The 25,898-nt window shown below is 59.3% G+C and carries 24 protein-coding genes; 6 read left to right on the forward strand and 18 right to left on the reverse strand.

The annotated features are described in order from the left end of the window. Positions 1 to 121: 121 nt before the first annotated feature. On the forward strand, positions 122 to 382 hold the full coding sequence (rpsT, locus tag BMZ63_RS12465) for a 30S ribosomal protein S20 (RefSeq protein ID WP_091705955.1): 261 nt from the start codon (positions 122 to 124) through the stop codon (positions 380 to 382). Positions 383 to 458: 76 nt separating this feature from the next. Here the strand turns inward: rpsT and proB are convergent, their stop codons facing one another. The 4 genes from proB to rplU all read right to left on the reverse strand — a co-directional run bounded on the left by proB (position 459) and on the right by rplU (position 3,563). Next, the gene (gene proB / locus BMZ63_RS12470; RefSeq protein ID WP_091705957.1) at positions 459 to 1,583 is read right to left on the reverse strand and encodes a glutamate 5-kinase; all 1,125 of its coding nucleotides are present in this window, start codon (positions 1,581 to 1,583) and stop codon (positions 459 to 461) included. Positions 1,584 to 1,612: 29 nt separating this feature from the next. Continuing rightward, positions 1,613 to 2,812: an Obg family GTPase CgtA gene (cgtA, locus tag BMZ63_RS12475; protein WP_091705958.1), complete on the reverse strand. Its 1,200-nt coding sequence runs from the start codon at positions 2,810 to 2,812 to the stop codon at positions 1,613 to 1,615. A 143-nt stretch (positions 2,813 to 2,955) separates the two neighbouring features. Next, positions 2,956 to 3,216, reverse strand: coding sequence for a 50S ribosomal protein L27 (rpmA, locus tag BMZ63_RS12480; protein ID WP_091705960.1), 261 nt, complete (start codon positions 3,214 to 3,216; stop codon positions 2,956 to 2,958). 35 nt (positions 3,217 to 3,251) lie between these two features. Continuing rightward, the gene (gene rplU / locus BMZ63_RS12485; protein WP_091705961.1) at positions 3,252 to 3,563 is read right to left on the reverse strand and encodes a 50S ribosomal protein L21; all 312 of its coding nucleotides are present in this window, start codon (positions 3,561 to 3,563) and stop codon (positions 3,252 to 3,254) included. Positions 3,564 to 3,805: 242 nt separating this feature from the next. Here rplU and ispB point away from each other — a divergent pair, with 242 nt between their 5' ends. Then, entirely contained in the window at positions 3,806 to 4,774 is a 969-nt protein-coding gene (ispB, locus tag BMZ63_RS12490) for an octaprenyl diphosphate synthase (RefSeq protein ID WP_091705963.1), read from the forward strand. Between the two features lie 143 nt (positions 4,775 to 4,917). Here ispB and BMZ63_RS12495 read toward each other — a convergent pair whose 3' ends face one another. Continuing rightward, on the reverse strand, positions 4,918 to 5,904 hold the full coding sequence (locus BMZ63_RS12495) for a glutathione S-transferase family protein (RefSeq protein WP_091705964.1): 987 nt from the start codon (positions 5,902 to 5,904) through the stop codon (positions 4,918 to 4,920). 296 nt (positions 5,905 to 6,200) lie between these two features. On the opposite strand from BMZ63_RS12495, the gene BMZ63_RS12500 reads away from it, so the two are divergent. After that, positions 6,201 to 7,130 (forward strand): LysR family transcriptional regulator, encoded by a 930-nt coding sequence (locus BMZ63_RS12500; protein ID WP_091705966.1) that lies wholly within the window; start codon positions 6,201 to 6,203, stop codon positions 7,128 to 7,130. 52 nt (positions 7,131 to 7,182) lie between these two features. On the opposite strand, the gene BMZ63_RS12505 is transcribed toward BMZ63_RS12500, so the two are convergent. Next, on the reverse strand, positions 7,183 to 7,806 hold the full coding sequence (locus tag BMZ63_RS12505) for a DUF2057 family protein (RefSeq protein ID WP_227663590.1): 624 nt from the start codon (positions 7,804 to 7,806) through the stop codon (positions 7,183 to 7,185). A gap of 142 nt (positions 7,807 to 7,948) precedes the next feature. On the opposite strand from BMZ63_RS12505, the gene BMZ63_RS12510 reads away from it, so the two are divergent. Continuing rightward, positions 7,949 to 8,152, forward strand: a complete 204-nt coding sequence (locus BMZ63_RS12510; RefSeq protein ID WP_091705969.1) for a DUF6316 family protein — start codon at positions 7,949 to 7,951, stop codon at positions 8,150 to 8,152. On the opposite strand, the gene BMZ63_RS12515 is transcribed toward BMZ63_RS12510, so the two are convergent. From BMZ63_RS12515 to glyA, 8 genes are all read right to left on the reverse strand, one after another. Next, positions 8,149 to 8,703 (reverse strand): phosphatidylglycerophosphatase A family protein, encoded by a 555-nt coding sequence (locus tag BMZ63_RS12515; protein ID WP_244888403.1) that lies wholly within the window; start codon positions 8,701 to 8,703, stop codon positions 8,149 to 8,151. The two genes, BMZ63_RS12510 and BMZ63_RS12515, sit on opposite strands and share 4 nt — an antisense overlap. Next, the gene (gene thiL / locus BMZ63_RS12520) at positions 8,700 to 9,650 is read right to left on the reverse strand and encodes a thiamine-phosphate kinase (protein ID WP_091705971.1); all 951 of its coding nucleotides are present in this window, start codon (positions 9,648 to 9,650) and stop codon (positions 8,700 to 8,702) included. Before thiL ends, BMZ63_RS12515 begins: the two co-directional genes overlap by 4 nt. A 14-nt stretch (positions 9,651 to 9,664) precedes the next feature. Next, complete coding sequence (gene nusB / locus BMZ63_RS12525; protein WP_091705972.1) at positions 9,665 to 10,138, reverse strand: transcription antitermination factor NusB; 474 nt, start codon at positions 10,136 to 10,138, stop codon at positions 9,665 to 9,667. After that, positions 10,138 to 10,614 (reverse strand): 6,7-dimethyl-8-ribityllumazine synthase, encoded by a 477-nt coding sequence (gene ribH / locus BMZ63_RS12530; protein ID WP_091706174.1) that lies wholly within the window; start codon positions 10,612 to 10,614, stop codon positions 10,138 to 10,140. Before ribH ends, nusB begins: the two co-directional genes overlap by 1 nt. 5 nt (positions 10,615 to 10,619) lie before the next feature. Beyond that, a complete protein-coding gene (gene ribBA / locus BMZ63_RS12535) occupies positions 10,620 to 11,735 on the reverse strand; it encodes a bifunctional 3,4-dihydroxy-2-butanone-4-phosphate synthase/GTP cyclohydrolase II (RefSeq protein ID WP_091705974.1) in 1,116 nt (371 codons plus the stop codon). 61 nt (positions 11,736 to 11,796) lie between these two features. Further along, entirely contained in the window at positions 11,797 to 12,912 is a 1,116-nt protein-coding gene (gene ribD, locus BMZ63_RS12540; protein WP_091705975.1) for a bifunctional diaminohydroxyphosphoribosylaminopyrimidine deaminase/5-amino-6-(5-phosphoribosylamino)uracil reductase RibD, read from the reverse strand. Beyond that, complete coding sequence (nrdR, locus tag BMZ63_RS12545) at positions 12,909 to 13,427, reverse strand: transcriptional regulator NrdR (RefSeq protein WP_091705977.1); 519 nt, start codon at positions 13,425 to 13,427, stop codon at positions 12,909 to 12,911. The genes ribD and nrdR overlap by 4 nt, the downstream gene beginning before the upstream one ends. Before the next feature lie 71 nt (positions 13,428 to 13,498). Next, on the reverse strand, positions 13,499 to 14,752 hold the full coding sequence (glyA, locus tag BMZ63_RS12550) for a serine hydroxymethyltransferase (protein ID WP_091705978.1): 1,254 nt from the start codon (positions 14,750 to 14,752) through the stop codon (positions 13,499 to 13,501). 200 nt (positions 14,753 to 14,952) lie between these two features. Between glyA and ettA the strand changes: the two genes are divergently transcribed. Beyond that, the gene (gene ettA, locus BMZ63_RS12555) at positions 14,953 to 16,614 is read left to right on the forward strand and encodes an energy-dependent translational throttle protein EttA (protein WP_091705980.1); all 1,662 of its coding nucleotides are present in this window, start codon (positions 14,953 to 14,955) and stop codon (positions 16,612 to 16,614) included. An 89-nt stretch (positions 16,615 to 16,703) separates the two neighbouring features. Next, entirely contained in the window at positions 16,704 to 18,080 is a 1,377-nt protein-coding gene (radA, locus tag BMZ63_RS12560) for a DNA repair protein RadA (RefSeq protein ID WP_091705982.1), read from the forward strand. 4 nt (positions 18,081 to 18,084) lie between these two features. Here the strand turns inward: radA and BMZ63_RS12565 are convergent, their stop codons facing one another. The 4 genes from BMZ63_RS12565 to gltB all read right to left on the reverse strand — a co-directional run bounded on the left by BMZ63_RS12565 (position 18,085) and on the right by gltB (position 25,732). Next, entirely contained in the window at positions 18,085 to 18,450 is a 366-nt protein-coding gene (locus BMZ63_RS12565) for a PilZ domain-containing protein (protein WP_091705984.1), read from the reverse strand. A 215-nt stretch (positions 18,451 to 18,665) separates the two neighbouring features. Continuing rightward, the gene (gene hemE / locus BMZ63_RS12570) at positions 18,666 to 19,730 is read right to left on the reverse strand and encodes a uroporphyrinogen decarboxylase (RefSeq protein ID WP_091705986.1); all 1,065 of its coding nucleotides are present in this window, start codon (positions 19,728 to 19,730) and stop codon (positions 18,666 to 18,668) included. Between the two features lie 121 nt (positions 19,731 to 19,851). Next, complete coding sequence (locus BMZ63_RS12575; protein ID WP_091705987.1) at positions 19,852 to 21,270, reverse strand: FAD-dependent oxidoreductase; 1,419 nt, start codon at positions 21,268 to 21,270, stop codon at positions 19,852 to 19,854. A gap of 13 nt (positions 21,271 to 21,283) precedes the next feature. Continuing rightward, a complete protein-coding gene (gene gltB / locus BMZ63_RS12580; RefSeq protein WP_091705989.1) occupies positions 21,284 to 25,732 on the reverse strand; it encodes a glutamate synthase large subunit in 4,449 nt (1,482 codons plus the stop codon). Positions 25,733 to 25,898 lie beyond the last annotated feature (166 nt).

A 25,898-nucleotide genomic window follows, 5' to 3' on the forward strand; every position in this document is an offset into this window, starting at 1 on the left:
CTTGACATTACATGAGTTGGGCGGCATAGTTCCGCGTCATTTATATCGACGCGCTGTTTTTGGCGCGCCCGCGATCTAAACAGTTTCAGTTTTTCTAGCAACGAATTTCAGGAGTTTTACGGTGGCAAATACCCCGCAAGCCAAAAAGCGCGCTCGTCAGAACGAGGTTAACCGCAAGCACAACGCCAGCCTGCGTTCCATGGCCCGCACCTACATCAAGAAGGTCGAAGCCAAAATCAACGCCGGCAATGCCGAAGAAGCCAAAGCTGCGCTGCAGGAAGCCCAGCCGATCATGGACAGCATGGTCAACAAAGGCATCTTCACCAAGAACAAGGTTGCTCGTACCAAGAGCCGCCTGAACGCCCGGATCAAGGCTCTGTAACAACCCTGCATCCGAGTATAAAAAAACCGGCTTTCGAGCCGGTTTTTTTGTATCTGGAAATCAATAGAACGACCCGCTACACAATCACCAGATTATCCCGATGAATCATTTCCTCATCGGACACATACCCCAGCACCTCGGTAATCCGGCTACTGGCATGCCCCAGAATGGCCCGGGCTTCGCTGGCATCGTAGTTCACCAGGCCTCGTGCCACTTCCCGGCCGCTTTCATCCACGCAAGATACCATCTCGCCCCGGCGGAACTGGCCAGCCACGGCTTTTACGCCTACCGGCAGCAGACTGCGCCCACCGAGGCAGATACCCTTAACGGCGCCAGCGTCCAAAGTCAGCCGGCCACGGGTCTGCAGGTGGCCCGCTATCCATTGTTTGCGGGCGGCTACCCGGCCCTGCTCCGGCAGCAACAGAGTACCAATCACATCGCCCTGGCGCAGGCGAGTGATCACATGCTCAATGCGTCCACCCACAATCACCGTGAAAGCCCCGGAACGGGCCGCCAATCGGGAGGCCCTTAACTTCGTGACCATGCCACCGCGCCCGAGAGCACCGGCACCGCCACCGGCCATGGCATCCAGGGCCGGATCGCTGGCCCGGCTTTCGGTCACCAATGTGGCATCGGCGTTTTTGCGGGGATCCTTATCGAACAGACCGACCTGGTCGGTGAGGATGATCAGTCCGTCTGCATCTACCAGATTGGTCACCAGAGCGCCCAGGGTGTCGTTGTCACCGAAGCGGATTTCATCGGTCACCACTGTGTCATTCTCGTTCACAATGGGAATCACGCCCACGTCCAGCAAGGCACGCAGGGTACTGCGGCCATTGAGGTAGCGCTTGCGGTCAGACAGGTCATCGTGAGTCAGGAGGATCTGGGCGGTGTGGATATCATGGCGCTTGAACTGCGCCTCCCAGGTTTGCACCAACCCCATCTGCCCGACAGCCGCGGCCGCCTGCAGCTCGTGCAACTGATCCGGGCGCTGATGCCAGCCCAGCCGGCTCATACCCACCGCCACCGCGCCGGAAGAAACAATGACGATCTCCACGCCATCGTCCACCAGTTCGGCGATCTGATCCACCCAGAGGCCCAGCGCAGCCTCGTCCAGCCCCTTGCCATCATTGGTCAGCAAGGCGCTTCCGATTTTGATCACCAGGCGGCGGGCCTGGCGCAACTGGGCTCGTTCAGTCATGGTGGCGCTCAAATCTCCGGGGCCGGGGGTTAATAAGGGGCGTAAACCACTTCCACGCCGTCTTCGTCATCATCGTCATCGAAGTCGTCGTCATCGTCATTTTCACGGGCCGCACGGCGGGCCTGCTTTTCCGCTTCGATGCGGGCGCGAGCCTCTTCATCCATCCGGCGACGGCGCTCGGCTTCCTGCTCGGCCATTTCCGGGTTTTCTTTCTCGGCCTCGGCCTGTTCTTCAATCCAGCGCATGATCGCCTGCACCAGTGGCTTGGTGCCTTCGCCGGTCAACGCGGAAATCCAGAATACCGGGCCGTCCCAGTCCAGCTCATCGACAATGGCCTGACAATGGGCCTCACGCTCATCTTCAGGCACCATGTCGACTTTGTTCAGTACCAGCCAGCGGGGGCGACTCGCCAAAGTTTCACTGAACTTTTCCAGCTCGTGGGCGATGGTACGCACGGATTCGGCCGGCGAACTGTCATCGTAAGGCGCCACATCCACCAGGTGCAGCAGCAAGCGAGTGCGCACCAGGTGTTTCAGGAAGCGGATGCCCAGCCCGGCACCTTCTGCGGCACCTTCAATCAAGCCGGGGATGTCGGCAATCACAAAGCTCTGGTGCGCCTGCACACTGACCACGCCCAGGTTAGGCACCAACGTGGTGAACGGATAATTGGCCACTTTTGGCTTGGCAGCTGATACGGAGCGAATAAAAGTGGACTTGCCAGCATTGGGCAAACCCAGCAGCCCCACATCCGCCAGCACTTTCAACTCGAGGCGCAAGTTGCGAAGCTCTCCTTCGCTGCCCTGGGTGGTCTGACGGGGCGCCCGGTTAACGGAGGACTTGAAGCGGGTATTGCCCAGGCCGTGAAAACCACCCTGGGCAACTTTCAGGCGCTGCCCCACATGGGTCAGGTCCCCCAGCACTTCGTGAGTGTCCATATCCACCACGGTGGTGCCCACCGGCACCGGCAGCACCAGATCCTCACCCTTGGTACCGGTACAGTTGCGCCCGGCGCCTGGCTCGCCATTCTGGGCCTTGTGCTTGCGCTGGAAGCGATAGTCGATCAGCGTATTCAGCGAATCATCCGCTTCCAGATAGACAGAACCACCGTCACCGCCGTCGCCGCCGTCCGGCCCGCCCTTGGGCACGTATTTTTCACGCCGGAAACTCAGGCAGCCGTGGCCACCCTTTCCTGCTTCGACAATAATGGTGGCTTCATCTACAAATTTCATGGTTAACCCTTTGCGCCATGCGCATAAACTAAAAAGCCCCGCAGCCTCTGTGAAGCTTTGCGGGGCTCCGGATGGCAACGCTTACCCGAGTTTATCAGGCCGCGCACACCATCCCAGGTTCGAAGAACCGGATCGCCGGAGGCTTACGCCGCCGGAACGATGCTTACAAACTTGCGGTTCTGCGGGCCTTTGGTTTCGAACTTCACCTGACCGGCCGCTTTCGCGAACAGGGTGTGGTCCTTGCCCAGGCCTACGTTGGAACCCGCGTGGAAACGAGTGCCACGCTGACGAATGATGATGCTGCCTGCAGAAACAGACTCGCCGCCATAGCGCTTCACACCAAGTCGTTTCGACTCGGAATCGCGACCGTTACGGGTACTACCTGCTGCCTTTTTATGAGCCATTACCAGCCTCCTCTATTAGGGGGTTATTCCCGGGCTTAGCCCTGGATACCCGTGATCTTGACTTCAGTGAACCACTGACGGTGGCCCTGACGCTTCATGGAATGCTTCCGACGACGGAACTTGATGATCTGAACCTTGTCGTGACGACCGTGGTTAACCACCTCAGCAGTTACCTTGGCGCCGTCAACAGCCGGAGCGCCAACTTTCACGTTGTCGCCGTCGGCTACCAGCAGAACACGATCAAACTCAACGGTGCCGCCGGTTTCAACTTCCAGCTTTTCCAGCTTCAGAGTTTCGCCTTCTTTTACACGGTGCTGCTTACCACCGCTAACAATTACTGCGTACATTCAATAGTCTCCGCGATTGACCCATCCCTGCTCTTATCCACCTGGTTCTAAGGGAAGCGCTTCGGCAACCCTATAGCAGGGAGCGCAGGTTGGGATGAGTTGGGCGCGTGATTGTACGAGAACCGGCCAGCCAATACAAGCCAACAGGCCGTGTAAGTTGACAGGGTAGGCGCCAATACCTAGCATTGCCGCGACCTGCCTAAAAACTCAACGAAAACACCAGCAAGGGATCTACCAGCCCGATGACAACCAAGCGCATTTACGACACCGTGGCCACCGACTTCAGCCGCGTGAATGATCTGATTATTCAGAGGCTTGCCTCGGATGTCCCGCTGGTGGAGAAGATTGCGCAATACATCATCGAAAGCGGCGGCAAACGCCTGCGCCCCCTGCTGGTACTGCTTTCCAGCCAGGCGGCCGGCTATAAGGCCGACGACCACCTGAAACTGGCCGCCGTGATCGAATTCCTTCACACCGCCACACTCCTGCACGACGATGTGGTAGACACCTCGGACATGCGACGTGGCCGTAGCACCGCCAATGCAAAATGGGGCAACGCGCCCAGCGTGCTGGTAGGTGATTTCCTCTACGCCCGGGCATTTGAAATGATGGTGGAACTGCAGAGCCTGCCGATCATGAACGTGCTGTCCCGCGCCACGGCGGTGATTGCCGAGGGCGAGGTCATGCAACTGATGAACGTAAAGAACCCGGACCTGACCGAAGAGCAGTACATGGAGGTGATTCACAACAAAACCGCCATGCTGTTCGAAGCCGCTTCCCACACTGGCGCCCAGCTGGCCGGCGCTGCGGAAGAACAGGAAGTCGCCTTGCGGGATTACGGCAAACACCTGGGCATGGCCTTCCAACTGGTGGATGACGTGCTGGATTACCAGGGCGATGCCGAAACCATGGGCAAGAATGTGGGCGACGACCTGGCCGAGGGTAAAACCACCCTGCCGCTGATTTATGCCATGGACAATGTGGATGAAGAAAGCCGCCTGCTGATTCGCCAGGCCATTCGCAAGGGTGGACTGGATGATTTGCCCAAAGTGCTGGAAACCGTACGCCAGTCTGGCGCTATCGAATACACCATGGACAAGGCGAAGGAGCAAGCCCGGATTGCCCGGGAGCTTCTGACCTGCCTGCCGGAATCGGCTCACAAGGAAGCACTGGAGCTGCTTACTGAAGTCGCTGTCGCCCGCGTGAGTTAACTCCCTAAGCTTGACGCACGCGGTCGGGTAGGCTCTCCCAAAACCGTGCGGAGCCATGGATGGCGGAGCTCGAGCGGGACAGGGACGTCTTTACAGCGTGTTTTGGGAGAGCCTACCCGACCGCGTGCCTGCACCTCACCGATCTAACCCACACTTTCACGCCCATGCGGCAAACTAAAATCCAGCTCTGGCCCCACCGGCACAATCTGCGTCGGGTTAATAGTGCGCTGGCTCACGTAGTAATGGCGCTTGATCTGGCCAATATCCACCGTTTCCGCCACACCCGGCACCTGATACAACTCCCTCAAATAACCCGACAGGTTTGGATAATCCCGAATCTGCTGCCGGTTGCATTTGAAATGGCTGTAGTACACCGCATCAAAACGAATCAGGGTGGTGAACAAACGCCAGTCCGCCTCCGTCAATCGGCTTCCTGTTAAATAGCGCCGCTCGGCCAGAACCTCTTCCAGCCAGTCCAGTGAATCAAACAGCTCGTTATACGCCTGCTCATACTTGTCCTGGGCAGTGGCAAAACCGGCCTTGTACACACCATTGTTGACCGTGTGGTACACCCGCTCGTTGATCGCTTCAATCTCAGCCCGCACGGCCTCGGGGTAGAAATCCAGATCCGCGTTCACGCCATCCAGCTCATTAAACGCCGAATTGAACATGCGAATGATATCGGCGGATTCATTGCTGACGATGGTTTCCTGCTGCTTGTCCCACAATACAGGAACGGTTACCCGCCCTGAATAATCTGGCGCCGCGCGGGTGTATATCTGATGCATGAACTCCGAATTGTAGAGATGGTCGCGGTGCCGGTCATCCTGGGGCCGGAATTCCCAACCATTTTCCACCATATCCGGGTGCACCACGGAGACACCAATGTGCGGCTCCAGCCCTTTCAGTTTCCGGAAAATCAACGTTCTGTGGGCCCAGGGGCAGGCCATGGACACATAAAGGTGATAGCGACCACTTTCAGCCTTGAAGCCACCCTTACCATCCGGCCCGGCTGAGCCGTCTGCCGTCACCCAGTTACGAAACCGGGCCGCCTCACGCTCGAACTTACCGCCGGTTTTGTCGGTGTCGTACCACTGATCGACCCACTTTCCGTCTACTAGTAAACCCATGAAAGACTCCTTTTTTAGCCACAGCCCCCACGGAAGAACACGGAAAGAAAAATGAAAAGATTTTTTAGCCACTAAATCCACGAAAAAACACGAAAGTAAAAAACAAAGATCTTTATTTTTTATACTGTTGGTCTTTTTCGTGTTCTTTCGTGGATTTCGTGGCAAAACGTCTTTGTCTTTGCTCTTTTCCGTGGGTTCCGTGGCAAATAAATGCTTTACCTTGGGGGACAGGCTACCCCCTGCCCTGCTAGGCTCATAGCAAGCATTTCTGGCAAACAACTTCAGATTATTCGAACATGCATACAGCCATTACCATCGACGCACTAAAGGTGCTGGACGCTATTGATCGCAAGGGCAGTTTTGCCGGTGCGGCGGCGGAATTGTTTCGGGTACCGTCGGCCATCAGCTACACGGTGCAGAAGCTGGAGGAGGATCTGGATATCCAGGTCTATGACCGGTCTGGTCATAAGGCCGCACTGACCCCGGCCGGGCGTTATTTGCTGAACGAGGGCCGGGCCCTGCTCGAGGCGGCAGAAAATCTGGCCCACACCACCCGACAGGTGGCACAGGGGTGGGAAACACGGCTGCGCATCGGTTTTAACTCGCTGATTCCCGCCGAATGCCTGTTCCCGGCTATTGAGGATTTTTACCAACTGGGCGTACCGGTTGACGTGCAGGTCGTTGAGGAAGTGTTCGCCGGTGCCTGGGATGCCCTGCAAAGCCGGCGAGTAGACATGATTGTTGGCGCCGATCAGCTCAGCAAGCCAGCAGGCGCTTTCACGACCAGGGCGCTGGGCGAAGTGCCTTTCGTATTTGCGGTGGCAGCCAGTCACCCTCTGGCATCAGCGCCGGAACCGCTGCCCAACTCAACGATTGCCCAATATCCGGCGGCAGTGGCCGCCGACACCTCCCGCTCCCTACCCCCGGGCAACGCTGGCATTTTCCAGCGTCAGCGCACACTCACAGTCAGTAATATTGACCAGAAAATTGCCGCACAGGAGGCCGGTCTGGGAGTGGGCTGGCTGCCGGAACCACGAATCCGTGAGCAACTGGCCAAGGGCACCCTGGTGGCCAAATCCGTGGAAGAAGCCCGGGCTCCCATCAGCATTCACCTGGCCAAGCACTCCGATGACCAGGGCAAGGCTCTGATGTGGTTCTGGGACCGGCTCAGCCAGGACTCACAGCTGACACAATGGGCCAGGCCACCACGGTCAGAACAGACATAAAAAAGCCGGGCATCCCGCCCGGCTTTTTGCTTGCTGAATTCGCTGTCGCGACTTACTCGAAAGCCCAGCGCAGGAAAGAACGCTTCTCTTCTTCGGTCGCATCCGCCCAGATGGCCTTCAATTGCTCGAGGGTATCGCCCCCCGCAGAAGCGCCGCCACTGCTGCCCGCGGAAGACACGGGTATCGGAGTACGGGCCGGAGCCACTTGCGACTTGCCATCCCATTTGCTGGAGCGAGCCACCGTGTCGCCCTCAGCGGTGACAATGTCGGCGGAGAATTCGTCCATCAGTGCCTCGGCTTCCCGGCGATTGGCCGGTTCATCGTAAGAGAAGGTGTAGGCCTGGCCGGCTTCCGCCTCGAAGCGGGCCACTTGCGGCTCGCTTTCAACGGTGTGCACCTTGGATTCACCATTATCCACCACGCCAGCCTTGGCCCAGATAGTTTTGTAAGTGAAAACCACCTCGTTCTCGCCCGGCAACAGGCCATAATCCAGTGTCAGGTCGTCAATCAGATAGGTGGTCAGGCTCTGGCCGTTCACACTCATCACCTGAATTTCTCCAGGAGCGGTCAAAACCGCCGGGTTTGTCGCCTCCTGCGGGTTGCCTTCCCAGGTATTGATTCGAGCAGCAGAGGAAGCGCAGCCTACCAACACCACACTGGCCAGAAGTGCTGCCAATTTGAACAATCTTGAAACCTGACACATACTCTTTAAGCTCCTTTTCAACGAATAGACTTCTAATAATCACACAGAACCGGCCCGGCTCCACAAACTTGTCATGCTGCCCTAAGCGTATACCAAATCGGGCCCGGGAGACACCATGGAGATGCAACAAAGAGCCGGCGAACAAGGATCGGTGCCATTTCGGAGCAACCGTTTTTTCTGCGTTGGCAACAAATGGTATTTCACCACCCGAGAAGGCTTTGACAGCGGCCCGTTTGCATCAAGGGAACGGGCCGAACAGGGCCTTCGCCGTTTTCTGCAGGTAGTCCAGATGCTGCCGGAGGAAAAGCGCCTGCATTAAACGATAAACGGCATAAGCCAGAAGTCGATGGCCCACAAACAACCCAGCGCCATGAAACCAGCCACAATATCATCGACCATAATGCCCGTGCCGCCGGGCAGGTGTTTGTCCAGCCAACTGATGGGCCAGGGTTTGACGATATCGAACAGCCGGAACAGCATGAACGCCATCAACACGCCATAAATATCGTCCGGTATTAACGCCAGCGCAATCCACATGCCGGCAAATTCGTCCCAGACAATACCGCCGTGATCATGCACTTTCAGATCACGGGCGGTCTTGCCACACAGCCATATACCGATCACACAGGCCAAAACCACCACCAGCCAGTAGAAAGGCTGTGGCAGCCAGGCAAACAGATACCAGACCGGAATGGCGGCCAGGCTCCCCCAGGTACCTGGCGCGCGGGCGGCCGCTCCGCTGCCGAAACCGAAGGCCAGCAGGTGCACAGGATCACGCAAAAAACCCGGCGGCAAAATAGCCTGCGGGACATCCGGCTCCAGGGCGGGGTCGCTGGCGTGCTTGGTGGAAGAGTCTTTATGATCGGTCAAACGTCACTCCCGAAATGATCAAATCCTGCTTTGGCGGCTATCCGTGGTGCACCCTCCAATCGCAACCCGGGTTGCGGTTCGATGCGCCCGATCACTGTGAGTTCCTGCTTCACGGGGTCCGGCAACTGCGACCATTGTTCCTGCCCGATGGTGATGCATAGCTGATAGTCATCACCGGCGGTCAGCGCCAGCTCCAGCGCCTGTTCGCCCCGGACCTGCCGGAGCGCCGCACTGACAGGGAGGTCTTGGGCGTTTATCCGGGCGCCGACCCCGGAGGCTTGCAGAATATGCTGCAAATCCGCCAGCAACCCATCGGAAATGTCGATAGCCGCCGAGGCCCGGCCAACCAGCTGTTGGCCCAGGAACAGGCGGGGTTCCGGGAAATGATAACGGGACAGCACCTGCTGTTGAACCGCAGAAGGCTCCGGTGCAGCGAGAAAGTCCAGAGCAGCTCCGGCATCTCCCAGCGTGCCAGACACACACACCAGGTCTCCGGATTGCGCGCCATTGCGGCGCAAACCGGTTCCGGTCGCGACAGTGCCATGAACCTGAAGGGTAACCGTTAATGGGCCACGGGTGGTATCGCCACCGGCCAGCGCAATCCCAAACGCCTCACTGGCCCGGGCCAGGCCTCTGGCAAAACCGGCCAACCAGTTCTGGTCGGCTTCCGGCAAGGTCAACGCCAGGGTATAGCAAACCGGCATGGCCCCCATGGCTGCCAGGTCACTGGTGGCTACTGCCAATGCCCGCCAGCCAAGGTACTCAGGATGATAATGTTCGGGGAAATGGACACCCTCGACCAGGGTATCGACAGAAAAAACCAGATCCCGACCCGGCGGCACGCGCTGGATAGCACAATCGTCACCGGGACCGAGAATCAGCTGATCGGTGACGGCTCTATCGGCCAGTGGCTGGAAAAACTGCCGGATCAGCTCAAACTCACCCATTCACAACCACCCGATCAGCGCGGGCGGGTTTCCGCCATGCGCAGGCGGCGGCTGAGTTTATCCAGAATGCTGTTAACAAACTTGTGCCCTTCGGTACCACCAAAACGCTTGGCCATTTCGATGCCCTCGTTAATCACGACCTTGTACGGCACATCAACCCGGTGCTTCAGCTCGTAGGTGCCCAAGCGCACAATCGCCAGCTCGATCGGGTCCACTTCTTTCAGGGGACGGTCCAGATAAGGCTCCAGCAACCGGTCCAGCTCAGCCTGCTCGCGGTGAACGCCGCGCAGCAGGTCCCGAAAATACATCTGGTCAACTTTGCTCATGTCGTTATCGACCATGAACTCAGCCTCAATATCAGACACCGGCGTTTTGCTGTAATGCCGGTGATACAGCGCCTGCATGGCCAGAGCCCGGGCACGGCGACGGTCGCCGGCTTTTGGTTTGTTGCTCGTTGGCTGGGGGGTATTTTCGTCTGCTTCGCTCATTACTCACCCAACTTCTTGAACAGACTAACCATTTCCAGGGCGGTAATGGCGGCTTCGGCACCCTTGTTACCGGCTTTGGTGCCCGAGCGCTCGATGGCCTGTTCGATGGAATCCACCGTCAGCACACCAAAGCTCACCGGCACATCGGAGTCCAGGCTGACCGCACCCAGACCACTGGAGGCTTCGCCGGCCACGTAATCAAAATGCGGGGTACCACCACGAATCACGGCACCCAGGGCAATCACAGCATCATACTCAGTGGTTTCCGCCACACGCTTGACCGCCAGCGGCATTTCATACGCTCCGGGCACACGCACGATGGTAATGTCATCTTTGGAGATGCCATGGCGCAACAGGGTATCAACGGCACCGTCCACCAGGCTTTCCACCACGAAACCGTTGAACCGGCCCACCACCAGGGCATAGCGACCGCTGCACTGGGTAAAATCACCTTCAATTACTTTAATATCGTTCATCACCATCACTCTTGCGAATAGGGTACATATTCCACCACTTCCAGGTCGAAACCGGAAATCGCGGAGAATTTCACCGGCGGGCTCAACAGACGCATTTTACCAACGCCAATGTCCCGCAGAATCTGCGAGCCGGTACCCACGGTAAAGTAAACGCCGGAACCACCCTTGGAGGAGGCAGCCTGGTCCCGATCGAAAAACTCGTGAATCCGGTCTTCAAGGTTGTAGCTGTCTTCCGCGCTGTTGAGCAGCACCACGACGCCCTGCCCTTCTTCAGCCACTTTCTCCAGCGCATGGTGAAGCGGCCAGCTGCGTGAATCCTTGCGGCGCGCGCCCAGCAGATCACGCAGGGTATCGGTAATGTGCACGCGCACGAAGGTAGGCTGGTCCGGGCGTATGTCGCCCATCACCATGGCCAGGTGGGTCGCGCCCTGAATGTTGTCGCGATAGGTACGCAGGGTGAACACGCCGTATTCGGTATCCAGCTTGTTCTCTTCCACGCACTCCACGGTTTTCTCGTTCAGGGTACGGTAGTGAATCAAATCGGCGATGGTGCCGATTTTCAGGTCATGCTCTTCGGCAAACCGCTCCAGATCTTCCCGGCGGGCCATGGAGCCGTCATCGTTCATGATCTCGCAAATCACGCCGGCCGGCTCGCAGCCGGCCAGTGATGCCAGATCACAGGACGCTTCGGTGTGGCCGGCACGGCTCAGCACACCGCCCGGGTCGGCCATCAGAGGGAAAATGTGACCCGGCTGCACCAGATCGGACGCCTTGGCATCACGGGCAACCGCAGCCTGCACCGTACGGGCGCGGTCAGCGGCGGAGATACCGGTGGTCACGCCCTCGGCCGCCTCAATCGACAGGGTGAATTTGGTGCCAAAGCCGGAAGCATTCTGGTGCACCATCAGGGGCAGCTCCAGTTGCTCGCAGCGCTCCCGGGTCATGGGCATGCAGATCAGGCCACGGCCAAATCGGGCCATGAAATTGATGGCCTCGGCGCTGCAATGCTCGGCAGCCATGACCAGATCACCTTCGTTTTCACGGTCTTCATCATCCATCAGGATAACCATCTTGCCCTGACGGATATCTTCGATGATCTCTTCAATACTGTTCAGTGCCATAGGTTTGTGCACCCTGCCTTTCCAGCGGCGGCAACGACCACCGGGAAAATGAATGGAACGGTTAGCGGCGGGCGAGAATCAGGCGCTGATCCTCACCCACCTGACGGCGATCCAGTACAGTCCACTGTATCTTGTCAGCCATGGTTTCGATGGGCAGATGCGCCGTGGGCCGCCCGGTGCTGCCCAGAAACACCGGTGCCTGGTATAGCCAGAGTTCATCCACCAGGTTCTGGCCGATAAAGGTGCCGGCCAGCGTCGGCCCGGCCTCCACCAGCACCTCGTTGATACCCAGCTCGCCGAGGGCATCCAGCAACTCGGCCACATCCACGCCGTTGTCTTTCCAGGCGACACCAGTGAGGCTGACACCCAGTGCCGCCAGATCCTGCGCCGGACCGGTGGCCAGCGTGGAGCTGGCGCAGAATACCTGAACATTGCCGCCGCGAAGAATACGGGAAACTGACGGTGTACGGGCATCCCTGTCGGCAATTACCCGTAGCGGCTGACGGGAGGGTTCGGTGGCGTCGCCGATGTCGCCCATCTCCTCCCGGCGCACGTTCAGGGACGGGTCGTCGGCCAGCACAGTCCCCACACCGGTCAGCACCGCATCGCTCAGAGCCCGCAGACGCTGCACATCCCGCCGGGCTTCCGGGCCGGTAATCCACTGGCTCTCGCCGGAGGCCATGGCCGTGCGCCCATCAAGACTGGCAGCCATTTTCAGGCGCACCCAGGGGCGACCGGTGGTCATGCGCTTCATAAACCCCGGATTCAGGCGCGCCGCTTCCTGCTCCATCAGACCTTCGTGCACCCGAATGCCCGCTTCCCGCAGCATGTCCAGCCCCCGGCCGGATACCGATGGGTTGGGGTCACGCACAGCGGCGAATACCTGGGAAACCCCGGCATCAATCAGCGCCTTGGCGCATGGCGGCGTGCGGCCGTAATGGCTACAGGGTTCCAGAGTGATGTAGGCCCGGGCGCCCCGGGCCTGGTCACCGGCCCGGCTCAGCGCCCGCACCTCGGCATGGGCCTCGCCGGCACGCTCGTGCCAACCTTCACCGACAATACGATTGCCCCGGGCAATGACGCAGCCCACCCGCGGATTGGGGTGAGTTGAATAACGCCCCCGCCAAGCCAGTTGAATGGCCCGGGCCATCATCGCCCGGTCACGGTCCAGAATCATGACTTGCCTTTGTCCACGGGTTGGTCTGCCAGTGCCCGGGCCACATCTGCGGCGGCTTCACCATCACCCTGTGAGAGCCGCTCAATCTCTTCCTTGAACTCATTAATGTCCTGAAAGCTGCGGTAGACAGACGCAAAACGCACGTAGGCCACCTGATCAAGCTGGCGCAGCTCGGTCATCACTTCTTCACCCAGACGCATGGATTTCACTTCCCGCTCGCCGGTGGCACGCAAGCGATAGCGAATACGATTCAGGGCGGCATCGATCTGTTCGATGCTGACCGGCCGCTTTTCGAGGGCTTTCATCAAACCGGCCCGCAGCTTTTCTTCATCGAATGGCTGACGGGTGCCATCCTGCTTGACCACACGCGGCATCACCAGCTCGGCGGTTTCGAAGGTCGTGAAGCGCTCGTGACAGGTCAAACACTCCCTGCGGCGACGCACCTGGTCGCCCTCGGCCACCAGGCGTGAATCGATCACCTTGGTTTCGGCTTCACCACAGAAAGGACAATGCATAACCTGAACTCCGGAAAGAATGCGCCCGGTGGGCGCTTAGCAGCGGCCCCGGGCAAAAGCGTTCACCTGCCTCAGCCGTAAACCGGCAGGCGACCGCATACGGCCTCAACCTGCTCGCGCACGCGGGCGATGACGGTTTCGTCTTCAAGGTTGTCGAGGATGTCACACATCCAGCCGGCCAGATCACGGCACTCGGCTTCCTTGAAACCGCGAGTGGTCACCGCCGGGGTACCGATGCGCAGGCCGGAAGTGACAAACGGCGAACGCGGATCGTTCGGAACGGCGTTCTTGTTCACGGTAATGTGAGCCTTGCCCAGAGCGGCGTCGGCATCTTTACCGGTGATGTCCTGCTTGATCAGGCTGACCAGGAACAGATGGTTTTTGGTGCCACCGGAAACCACGTCAAAGCCGCGCTCAATGAAGACTTCCGCCATGGCAGCGGCGTTTTTGACCACTTGCTGCTGGTAGGCCTTGAACTCATCACTCATGGCCTCCTTGAAGCACACGGCCTTGGCGGCAATCACGTGCATCAGCGGGCCACCCTGACCGCCCGGGAAGACAGCAGAGTTCAGCTTCTTCTGCAGGTCGGCGTCGTCGCAGGCCAGAATCAGGCCACCGCGCGGGCCACGCAGCGTCTTGTGGGTGGTGGTCGCCACCACGTGTGCGTGAGGTACCGGGTCCGGGTATACGCCAGCGGCAACCAGGCCAGCCACGTGCGCCATGTCAACAAACAGGTAGGCGCCCACTTTGTCCGCGATCTCGCGGAAGCGGGCAAAATTCAGTTCCTGGGAATAGGCGGAGAAGCCGGCAATGATCATCTTCGGCTTGTGCTCGACAGCCAGTGCTTCCACTTCGTCGTAATCGATCAGCCCGGTTTCGTTATTGATGCCATACTGAACCGCGTTGTAGATCTTGCCGGAGAAGTTGACGCTGGCACCGTGGGTCAGGTGGCCACCGTGGGCAAGACTCATACCCAGCACGGTGTCGCCGGGCTTCAACAGGGCCATGAACACCGCCGAGTTGGCCTGGGAGCCGGAGTGCGGCTGTACGTTGGCGTAAGCGGCTCCGAACAGTTCCTTGGCGCGCTCGATCGCCAGCTCTTCGGCCTTGTCGACAAACTCGCAGCCACCGTAATAACGTTTGCCCGGGTAGCCTTCGGCGTACTTGTTGGTCAGCACGCTGCCCTGGGCTTCCATCACCCGCGGACTGGTGTAATTTTCGGACGCAATCAGCTCAATATGAACTTCCTGGCGGTTGCGCTCCGCTTCCATCGCGGTCCACAGTTCGTCGTCGTAACCGGCGATTTTCATATCACGATTAAACATGGGTGTGCTGCCTCTGTGTCATTGGCCGGCCCGGGCGGTGCAATCGCGCCCGGACTGTTGAAAATTTGGTGCGGCATTCTACCGCGAAAACGGGTTGAAAATCATCCTTTATTGCTATAGCTGGCCCGTTTCGCTACCTTACGTGGCTAATCCGCACATTGGTTTTCTTTACCTCCGACACATAGAGGACACAGCCGGTTATGGCCCAATACGTATACACGATGAATCGCGTGGGCAAGGTGGTTCCGCCCAAGCGTGAGATTCTTAAAGATATTTCCCTGAGCTTTTTCCCGGGCGCCAAGATCGGCGTGCTGGGCCTGAATGGCGCCGGTAAATCCACCCTGCTGCGCATCATGGCCGGCGTCGATACCGATTACATCGGCGAAGCCCGCCCGCAGCCCGGCATCAACGTGGGCTACCTGCCCCAGGAACCGGAGCTGGACGAGGAAAAAACCGTCAAGGAAATTGTTGACGAGTCTGTCGAGCATGTTCACAACGCCCTGGCCGAGCTGGACCAGGTCTACGCCGCCTACGCCGAGCCGGACGCTGATTTCGACGCCCTGGCCCAGAAGCAGGGTGAGCTGGAGGCGATTATCCAGGCCACCGATGGCCATGACATCGAGCGTAAGATGGAAGTGGCGGCCGACGCCCTGCGCCTGCCACCCTGGGACCAGAAGGTAAAAGTCCTGTCCGGCGGTGAGCGCCGCCGGGTGGCCCTTTGCCGCCTGTTGCTGTCCGGTCCGGACATGCTGCTGCTGGACGAGCCCACCAACCACCTGGATGCCGAATCCGTGGCCTGGCTCGAGCGCTTCCTGCACGACTACGACGGTACCGTGGTAGCCATCACCCACGACCGCTACTTCCTGGACAACGTGGCCGGCTGGATTCTGGAACTGGATCGCGGCCAGGGCATTCCGTTCGAAGGCAACTACAGCCAGTGGCTGGAGAACAAGGAGAAGCGCCTGGAAATGGAAGCCAAGCAAGAAGCTTCCCACCAGAAAGCCGTAAAACAGGAACTGGAGTGGGTGCGCTCCAACGCCAAGGGCCGCCAGTCCAAGAGCAAGGCCCGTCTGGCCCGCTTCGAGGAAATGAGCTCCCAGGAATTCCAGAAGCGTAACGAAACCAACGAACTGTACATCCCGCCCGGACCGCGCCTGGGCAACAAGGTGATCGAGGTGGACGGCATCAGCAAGGCCTTTGAAGACCGCCTGTTGTACGAAGATGTGTCCTTCAGTGTGCCTCCGGGCGCGATCGTCGGCATCATCGGTGGTAACGGCGCCGGTAAATCCACCCTGTTCAAGATGATTGCCGGCTACGACAAGCCAAACTCCGGCGAGATCGTCGTGGGCGACACCGTGGAGCTGGCCTACGTGGACCAGTTGCGCGACCTGGATGGCGACAAGACCGTCTGGGAAGAGCTGTCCGACGGCAACGACATCATCAAGGTGGGCAACTACGAGACGCCGTCCCGTGCCTACGTGGGTCGATTCAACTTCAAGGGCAGCGACCAGCAGAAGCGGGTTGCCGACCTGTCCGGTGGTGAGCGCAACCGCCTGCACCTGGCCAAGCTACTGAAACAGGGCGGCAACGTGCTGCTGCTGGACGAACCGACCAACGACCTGGACGTGGAAACCCTGCGCGCCCTGGAAGAAGCCCTGCTGAACTTCCCGGGCTCCGCGCTGGTGATCTCGCACGACCGGTGGTTCCTGGACCGTGTCGCCACCCACATCCTGGCGTTTGAGGACGACGGCGACGTGGTTTACTTCGAAGGCAACTTCACCGAGTACGATGAAGACTTCAAGAAGCGCAAAGGGGATTCTGCGATGCAGCCCAAGCGCATGAAGTATAAAAAGCTCGCTTAACTCGCGCTCTTCCCCCCTCTCCCCATCCCCTCTCCCTCCGGGGGAGAGGGGGGAAGCATAACAACCACCTCACCCGCAGGAATCCCCCGATGGCCAAAGCCAAAACCGCCTTCGTCTGCACCGAGTGCGGCGCCGATTACTCCAAGTGGCAGGGCCAGTGCACGGCCTGCCAGGCCTGGAACACCATCAGCGAAGTTCGCGGTGTTGCCGGGCCGGGTAAAGGCGCCCGCAGCGCCCGGTTTGAGGGCTACGCTGGCAGCCTGTCCGAGGTCAAAAGCCTGGACGACGTCAGCCTGGCGGAACAGCCACGCATCAGCACCGGCATGATGGAGTTCGACCGGGTGCTGGGCGGCGGTCTGGTAGAAGGCTCTGCCGTACTGATGGGCGGCCATCCGGGCGCGGGCAAGAGCACCCTGCTGCTTCAGGCCGTGTGCCAGCTGGCCGCGAAAACCCCGGCGCTGTACGTCACCGGCGAGGAATCCCTGCAGCAGGTGGCCATGCGCGCCAAGCGCCTGAGCCTGCCCACCAGCGATCTGAAAATGCTCTCGGAGACCAGTGTCGAGCGCCTGATGCAGGTGGCGGAAGCCGAGAAACCGCGCATTCTGGTGATCGACAGTATCCAGGTGATGCACGTGGCCGACATTGAATCGGCCCCGGGCTCGGTCTCCCAGGTGCGCGAAAGCGCCGCCTACCTCACTCGTTTTGCCAAGCAGACCGGCACCATCCTGTTGCTGGTGGGCCATGTCACCAAGGACGGCAGCCTGGCCGGCCCGAAGGTACTGGAGCACATGATCGATTGCTCCATCCTGCTGGAAGGCTCCAGCGACAGCCGTTACCGCACCCTGCGGGGTATCAAAAACCGCTTTGGTGCGGTGAATGAGCTGGGCGTATTCGCCATGCTGGAACAGGGCCTGAAAGAAGTGAAAAACCCCAGCGCTATCTTCCTGAACCGGGGCGAAGAAGCAGCGCCGGGCAGCGTGGTGATGGTGGTCTGGGAAGGCACCCGGCCCATGCTGGTGGAAATCCAGGCGCTGGTGGACATGGCCCAGGGCAGTTACCCCAGGCGCGTCGCGGTGGGTCTGGACCAGAACCGGCTGGCCATGCTGCTGGCTGTGTTGCACCGCCACGGCGGCATGCACGTGGCGGATCAGGATGTGTTCGTGAACGTGGTGGGCGGCGTGAAAGTCGCCGAGACCAGTGCAGACCTGGCGCTACTGGCCGCCGTCGTCTCTTCCTTCCGCAATCGCGCCCTGCCTCAGGACCTGGTGATCTTCGGGGAAGTCGGCCTGTCCGGCGAAATCCGCCCGGTGCCCAGTGGCCAGGAGCGAATTTACGAGGCCGCCAAACACGGCTTTACCCGCGCGCTGGTACCCAAGGCAAACGTGCCACGCAAGCCGGTGGATGGCATGAAGGTGATTCCGGTGGCCAAGCTTTCGGATGCGCTATCGGCGTTGGAGGAGCTTTAACAGCTCACTCAATCATGTGAGCAAATTCCCGCTCCAGCATCGCGGGATCACCCAGATTCAGTTCCACCAGCCGCTTCAGGTGAGTCACACTGTCCAGATCGATGTACTGGCACTTAAAGCCCAGGTGGTCGTCTTCCACGTGCTTCAACTCCACCGCCATGACAATCGCCCGCTCGTGGTCATCCAGATGCACCACCAGCTCACAGGGTTTGTTCAACTGCGCTGACCAGCCCCGGGGCTTTCTGACCAGGACACCCTGCAGCGAAATATCCAGCACCTCCGTTTGCCACACCTCTTCCTCACAGTGCAGCTCACACACGGCATCGAATTCGATACGGTGGAATTGGCGTTTTTCAGGGGATTGAGACAAGGGAAGCTCCTGACAAATCAATGGTTCCTGTCAGAACTATAGTCCTTAATGGGAAGTAATCAAAGAGCTACCACCCATGCTCGGAAGCGGGCGGTTGGGACGGCCTCCGAAAAATTTCGAAGGCCAGGGATGGCCTGAGAGAAGCGCTCAGGGAAGAGCTCGTAGCGGTTTTTCGGAGGCCGTCCCAACCGAACGCCTCCCCAAAAGCTCGCAGGCTACGAGTGATACTGCGGACTCAACTCCACAACCGCCTCAATAAACGCCCCCGCATGCTCCGGATCCACATCCGGCGTAATGCCGTGGCCCAGGTTGAAGATATGACCGGTACCGGGACCATAGCGCTTCAGGATATCCGCCACTTCCTCGCGAATGCGCTCCTTGGGTGCATACAGCATGGCCGGGTCCATATTGCCCTGCAGCGCCACCTTATCGCCCACACGACGGCGGGCATCGCCGATATCCGTGGTCCAGTCCAGCCCGACGGCATCGGCACCGGAATCGGCGATCGACTCCAGCCACTGGCCACCATTCTTGGTGAACAACACCACCGGCACACGACGACCGTCGTTCTCGCGGATCAGACCATCAACAATCTTCTTCATGTAGCGAAGTGAGAATTCCTCGTACGCCCAGCCGGTCAGCACACCGCCCCAGGTATCAAAGATCTGCACGGCCTGGGCACCCGCCCGGATCTGACCATTCAGGTAATCAATCACCGAATCCGCCAGATGATCCAGCAAACGATGCATCACCTCAGGCTGACCATACATCAGCTTTTTGGCTTCCGAGAAGGTTTTCGAAGAACCGCCCTCGATCATGTAGGTGGCCAGAGTCCACGGGCTACCGGAAAAGCCAATCAGCGGCACACGGCCGTTGAGTTCCCGGCGAATGGTGGAGACCGCATTCATCACGTAATCCAGGTCCACGTCCGCTTTCAGGTCAGGCAAGGCCGCCACATCGGCTTCCGAGCGGATCACGTTGCGGAATTTCGGGCCTTCGCCGGTTTCGAAATACAGGCCCAGGCCCAGAGCATCCGGAATGGTCAGGATGTCGGAAAAAAGAATGGCGGCATCCAGCGGGAAGCGCTCGAGCGGCTGCAGGGTCACTTCGCAGGCCAAAGGCGTGTTCTTGCACAGACTGAGAAAATCACCGGCTTTGGCGCGGGTGGCGCGATATTCCGGCAGGTAGCGGCCGGCCTGGCGCATCATCCATACCGGCGTGCGATCCACGGGCTGGCGCATCAGGGCGCGCAGAAAGCGGTCATTTTTCAGCTCAGTCATAATCATTCCAGCGTGTTGGTAAATAGACGGATAATGGGGAGCAATGATACCCCGTTTGCAGGAATAAAAAAGGGCGGTTTGCCGAAGCAAGCCGCCCTTCTGACACCGGTCAAGCCGTTAATCAGACATCCAGGTAATCCAGAATGCCTTCAGCAGCCTGGCGGCCTTCCCAGATGGCAGTCACCACCAGATCGGAGCCACGCACCATGTCGCCCCCGGCAAAGACTTTCGGGTTACTGGTCTGGAACGGGAACTCAGCCTCTTCCGGCGCTTCAACCAGACCCCAGTCATTGGTGTTAATGCCCTGCTCACCAAACCAGGGGGCCGGGCTCGGACGGAAGCCAAAGGCCACCAGCACGGCATCGGCCGGAATCACTTCCTCACTGCCGGGCACCGGCTCAGGACGACGACGGCCATTCTCATCCGGCTCACCCAACTGGGTGGAGACCACCTTCACGCCTTCCACCTTGTCTTCACCGATGATGGCGATCGGCTGACGGTTGAACAGGAAGTTCACACCCTCTTCCTTGGCGTTGGCCACTTCCTTGCGTGAACCCGGCATATTGGCTTCGTCGCGGCGATAGGCACAGGTTACGCTTTCCGCCTGCTGGCGAATGGAGGTGCGGTTACAGTCCATGGCGGTGTCGCCACCACCGAGAACCACCACGCGTTTGCCCTTCATATCGATGAAGTCGCTTTCCCGTTTCTCATAGCCAAGGCGGCGGTTCACATTCGACACCAGGAACGGCAGCGCGTCATACACCCCCGGCAGGTCTTCGCCCGGGAAACCGCCTTTCATGTACTCATAGGTTCCCATGCCCATGAACACCGCATCAAATTCACTCATGATGTCCTTGAGCTGCACGTCCGAACCCACTTCGGTATTCAGGCGGAATTCCATGCCCATTTCCTCGAACACCTTGCGCCGGCGAGTCATCACCGATTTTTCCAGTTTGAACTCGGGGATACCGAAGGTCAGCAGGCCGCCGATTTCCGGGTACCGGTCGAACACCACTGGCTTGACACCATTACGCACCAGGATATCAGCACAGCCGAGGCCTGCCGGGCCCGCACCGATAATGGCCACTTTCTTGTCGGTCCATTCCACGTCCGACAGGTCCGGCTTCCAACCCAGGGCAAAGGCGGTATCGGTGATGTATTTTTCAACCGAGCCGATGGTTACGGCACCATAGCCGTCGTTCAGGGTACAGGCGCCCTCGCACAGACGGTCCTGCGGACATACACGGCCACAGACTTCCGGCAGGGAGTTGGTCTGGTGACACAGCTCCACGGCCTTCATGATGTTGCCTTCCGATACCAGCTTCAGCCAGTTCGGGATGTAGTTGTGCACCGGGCACTTCCACTCGCAGTACGGGTTACCGCACTCCAGGCAGCGGTGTGACTGGGAGGCCGCATGGGTTTCACTGAACGGGTGGTAAATCTCCCCGAATTCGTTCCTGCGCTTTTTGGCAGGCACTTTTTTCGGGTCAACCCGCCCTACTTCCATAAACTGAAAGTCATTGTTAAGACGTTCTTTCATAATGCTACTCCGATTACTCTGGGCGGGCCCGGGTGTTCGCCAGCAGGCTGCGCAGATTCGCGGCCTTGGGCTTCACCAACCAGAAACGACTGATATAGTCATCGAAATCTTCCAGCACGTGCGCTGCCCAGGCACTTCCGGTTTCGGAAATGTGTTCACGGATCACGCCACGCAGGTGGTTGCGGTGTGCCTCCATGTCTTCCCGGGAAATACGCTGGATTTCCACCAGTTCGTGGTTGTACTTGTCCACGAAGGTGTTGTCCCGGTCCAGCACGTAGGCAAAGCCACCGGTCATACCGGCACCGAAGTTATAGCCGGTATCGCCCAGCACGGTTACCAGGCCGCCTGTCATGTACTCGCAACAGTGATCGCCAGCGCCTTCCACCACGGCGTGAGCGCCAGAGTTACGAACGGCGAAACGTTCGCCGGCGGTACCGGCCGCGAACAGCTTGCCACCGGTCGCGCCATACAGGCAGGTGTTGCCGACAATCGAGGTTTCCTGGGTATTGAATTGACTGCCACGGGGCGGCTTGACCACCAGCTTGCCGCCAGTCATGCCCTTGCCCACGTAGTCGTTGGCATCACCTTCAAGAATGAGGTTAAGGCCACCGACGTTCCACACACCAAAGCTCTGGCCAGCGGTGCCGGTCAAATCCAGAGTGATCGGCGCGCCAACCATGCCCTGGTTGCCATGGCGAGCGGCAATTTCGCCGGACAGGCGAGCACCAATGGAACGGTCACAGTTGGTTACCCTGTAGTTCCAGGCACCACCGGATTTCTCGGCAATGGCGGCGGCAGTGTCTTTCACCATCTGCTCGGCCAGCTTGCCTTCATCAAACGGATGGTTACGCTCCACCTGACAGGTGTGCGGCTTGTCCGCCGGAATGTGGTCGTTCTCCAGCAGGCGCGTCAGATCCAGCTTCTGCTGGCGCTCGGTATCACCCGGCAGGCGTTCAAGCAGATCAACACGACCCACCAGTTCCTGCAGGCTGCGCACGCCCAGCTTTGCCAGCCATTCACGGGTTTCCTCCGCCACGAAGCGGAAGAAGTTCATGGCCATTTCCACCGTACCCTTGAAGTGCTCTTCACGCAGGTAGTCGTTCTGGGTGGCAACACCGGTGGCACAGTTGTTCAGGTGGCAGATACGCAGGTATTTACAGCCCAGCGCCACCATCGGCGTGGTACCAAAGCCGAAGCTCTCGGCGCCCAGAATGGCACCCTTGACCACATCCAGGCCGGTCTTGATGCCGCCATCCGTCTGCAGGCGAATCTTGCCCCGCAGGTCGTTGGCGCGCAGGGCCTGCTGGGTTTCGGTCAGGCCCAGCTCCCAGGGGGAGCCGGCGTAACGGATGGAGGTCAACGGACTGGCCGCGGTACCACCATCGTAGCCCGACACGGTAATCAGGTCGGCGTATGCCTTGGCCACGCCGGCGGCGATGGTGCCAACCCCAGGCTCGGACACCAGCTTCACCGACACCAGCGCCTCCGGGTTGACCTGTTTCAGGTCGAAAATCAGCTGCGCCAGATCCTCGATGGAGTAGATATCGTGGTGTGGCGGCGGTGAAATCAGGGTCACACCCGGCACCGAATAGCGCAGGCGGGCAATCAATTCATTTACCTTGCCGCCGGGCAGTTGGCCACCCTCGCCGGGCTTGGCACCCTGGGCCACCTTGATCTGCATGACATCGGCACTGCGCAGGTATTCGGCGGTTACACCGAAACGGCCCGAGGCCACCTGTTTGATCTTCGAGCGCTTGTTGCTGCCATAGCGAGCCGGGTCTTCGCCGCCCTCACCAGAGTTGGAGCGGCCTCCCAGGTTGTTCATGGCCACCGCCAGCGCTTCGTGCGCCTCCGGCGACAACGCGCCCAGAGACATGGCCGCCGAATCGAAGCGGGGGAAGATGTTTTCCACCGGCTCCACCTCTGACAGCTCAATGGGCTGCAGATCTTTCTTGAACACCAGCAGATCCCGCAAGGTGGCCACCGGGCGCTCGTTCACCAGCTTGGCGTATTTCCGGTAATTGCCATAATCACCGCTGATCACCGCATCCTGCAGGGTGCCAACCACATCCGGATTGAAGGCATGGTATTCCTGGCCATGTACGTATTTGAGCAGACCACCCTGGGAAATGGGCTTGCGCGGCTTCCAGGCGACCGAGGCCAGCAACTCCTGGTCTTTCTGGAAGTCGGTAAAGTCCGCCCCCTGGATACGGCTGGGCACGCCAGTAAAGCAAAGGCCCACCACACTGTCTGCCAGACCAATAGCCTCGAAAAGCTGGGCACCGCGGTAAGAGGTAATGGTGGAAATACCCATCTTCGACAGGATTTTCAGCAGCCCCTTGTTGATGCCCTTGCGGTAATTGTTCTTGGCATCGACCGGATCCATCACCAGTTCGCCGGTGTGGATAAGGTCATTCAGGACCTGATACGCCAGGTACGGGTAAACCGCGGTGGCACCAAAACCGAACAGCACGGCAAAGTGGTGCGGGTCACGGGCCCAACCGGTTTCGACGATCAGGTTGGAGTCGCAGCGCAGCCCCCGCTTGACCAGATGATGGTGCACGGCACCGGTGGCCATCAGCGAGTTGACCGGCAACTGGCCCTGGGCCAGATCCTTGTCGGTCAGAATAAGCAGCACCTTGCCATCGCGAACCGCCTGTTCGGCCTGTTCGCACACATCGCGAATCCCCTGCTCAAGCCCGACCTCCGGGCTGTAACTCAGGGGAATGCTCGCCACTTCAAAACCGGGACGATCGTTCTGGCTGATGCGCAGGAACTTGGAAGGCGACAACACCGGCGTGGTCAGGATGATCCGGTCCGCGTGCTCGGCGCTTTCTTCGAACACGTTCTTTTCGGCGCCCAGACAGGTTTCCAGCGACATCACGATGGACTCGCGCAGCGGGTCGATCGGCGGGTTGGTTACCTGAGCGAACTTCTGGCGGAAGTAATCGCCCACGTGGCGGACCTTGCTGGACAGCACGGCCATGGGCGCATCGTCGCCCATGGAGCCTACGGCTTCCTGGGCGTTCTCACCCAGCGGGCGCAGCACCTGGTCACGCTCTTCGAACGAAACGTTGAACATCTTCTGATGAATCTGCAGCTCCTGCGGGTCCATCAGCTCAAACTCGGCAATGCCCTGGTTCAGTGTGGTTTCCACCCGCAGAGCATTCTCTTTCAGCCAGCGCTTATAGGGCTTGGCGGTTTTCAGACGCTGGTCGATGTCATCGGTGTGGAGCACATCGCCGGTCTCGGTATCCACCACCAGCATCTGGCCCGGACCAACACGGCCCTTGGCCACGACATCGTCCGGTGTGTAGCTGTAAGTGCCCACTTCCGACGCCAGGGTAATGAAGTCGTCTTTGGTGACAACCCAGCGGGCCGGACGCAGGCCATTGCGGTCCAGCATGCACAGGGCATGGCGGCCGTCACTCATGACCAGACCGGCCGGACCGTCCCACGGCTCCATGTGCATGGAGTTGTATTCGTAAAAGGCGCGCAACTCGGAATCCATGTTTTCAACGTTCTGCCAGGCGGGCGGAATCATCATGCGCACAGCACGGAACAGATCGACGCCACCCGCCAGCAGGACTTCAAGCATGTTATCCATGCTGGAGGAATCCGATCCGGACAGGTTGACCAGCGGCTGCAGAGTCTGCAGGTCCGGCAGATCCGGCGAGCTGAACTTGGCGGCACGGGCAATCGCCCAGTTGCGGTTGGCTTCGATGGTGTTGATTTCACCATTGTGGGCCAGATAGCGGAACGGCTGGGCCAGAGGCCACTTGGGCATGGTGTTGGTGGAGAAGCGTTGGTGGAACACGCAAATGGCAGTTTGCAGGTCCGGGTCGCCCAGGTCCTTGTAGAAGTTGGCGAGGTCTGCCGGCATCATCAGGCCTTTGTAGGCGAGCGTGCGATGCGACAAGCTGCAAATATAAAACTCGGAGTCCTCAGCCATGTCTTTTTCGGCGTGACGACGGCCGACGAAAAGGCTGATGGCGAAATCTTTCTCGGATTTACCGGCCGGCTCCACAAACACCTGCTCAATGCGGGGCAGGCATTCCAGGGCCATGGGTCCCAGACAGCTGTCGTCCACCGGCACTTCACGCCAGCCCAGAATATCCAGGCCTTGTTCGGTCAATCGTTTTTCAACCGCCGCACGGCCAGCGGCCGCTTTGGCTTCGTCCGGGGCTAAAAAAACCTGGCCAACTGCAAACAAGTCGCCAGGTTTTTTATCAAACGCCGCTTGAGCAGCTTTTTGCAGAAAAGCCCTCGGACTTTGTATAAGTAAGCCACAACCATCACCGGTCTTGCCGTCGGCAGCGATACCGCCCCGATGGGTCATGCAGGTGAGTGATTCGATAGCCGTTTGCAACAGCTTATGGCTGGCCTCGCCCTTCATGTGGGCAATCAGGCCAAAACCGCAGTTGTCCCTGAATTCGTCGGGATGATACAAGCCTGTTGTCATAAGCGTTCTCTCGCGTAGAAATGCTTTGCCATCAGCCGTTTGCGCACCACGATAGTGCACAATTTGTACTGACACCTAAAAAAAGGGGGATGGGATTCTACGCACGTAAAACTACGTATGCAAGAATTTTCATGCCTTGTTGCAAGAATAGCCGACTTTATGCACC

Origin of the sequence: Marinobacter persicus, from assembly GCF_900114155.1 — a bacterium.
Lineage (GTDB): Bacteria > Pseudomonadota > Gammaproteobacteria > Pseudomonadales > Oleiphilaceae > Marinobacter > Marinobacter persicus.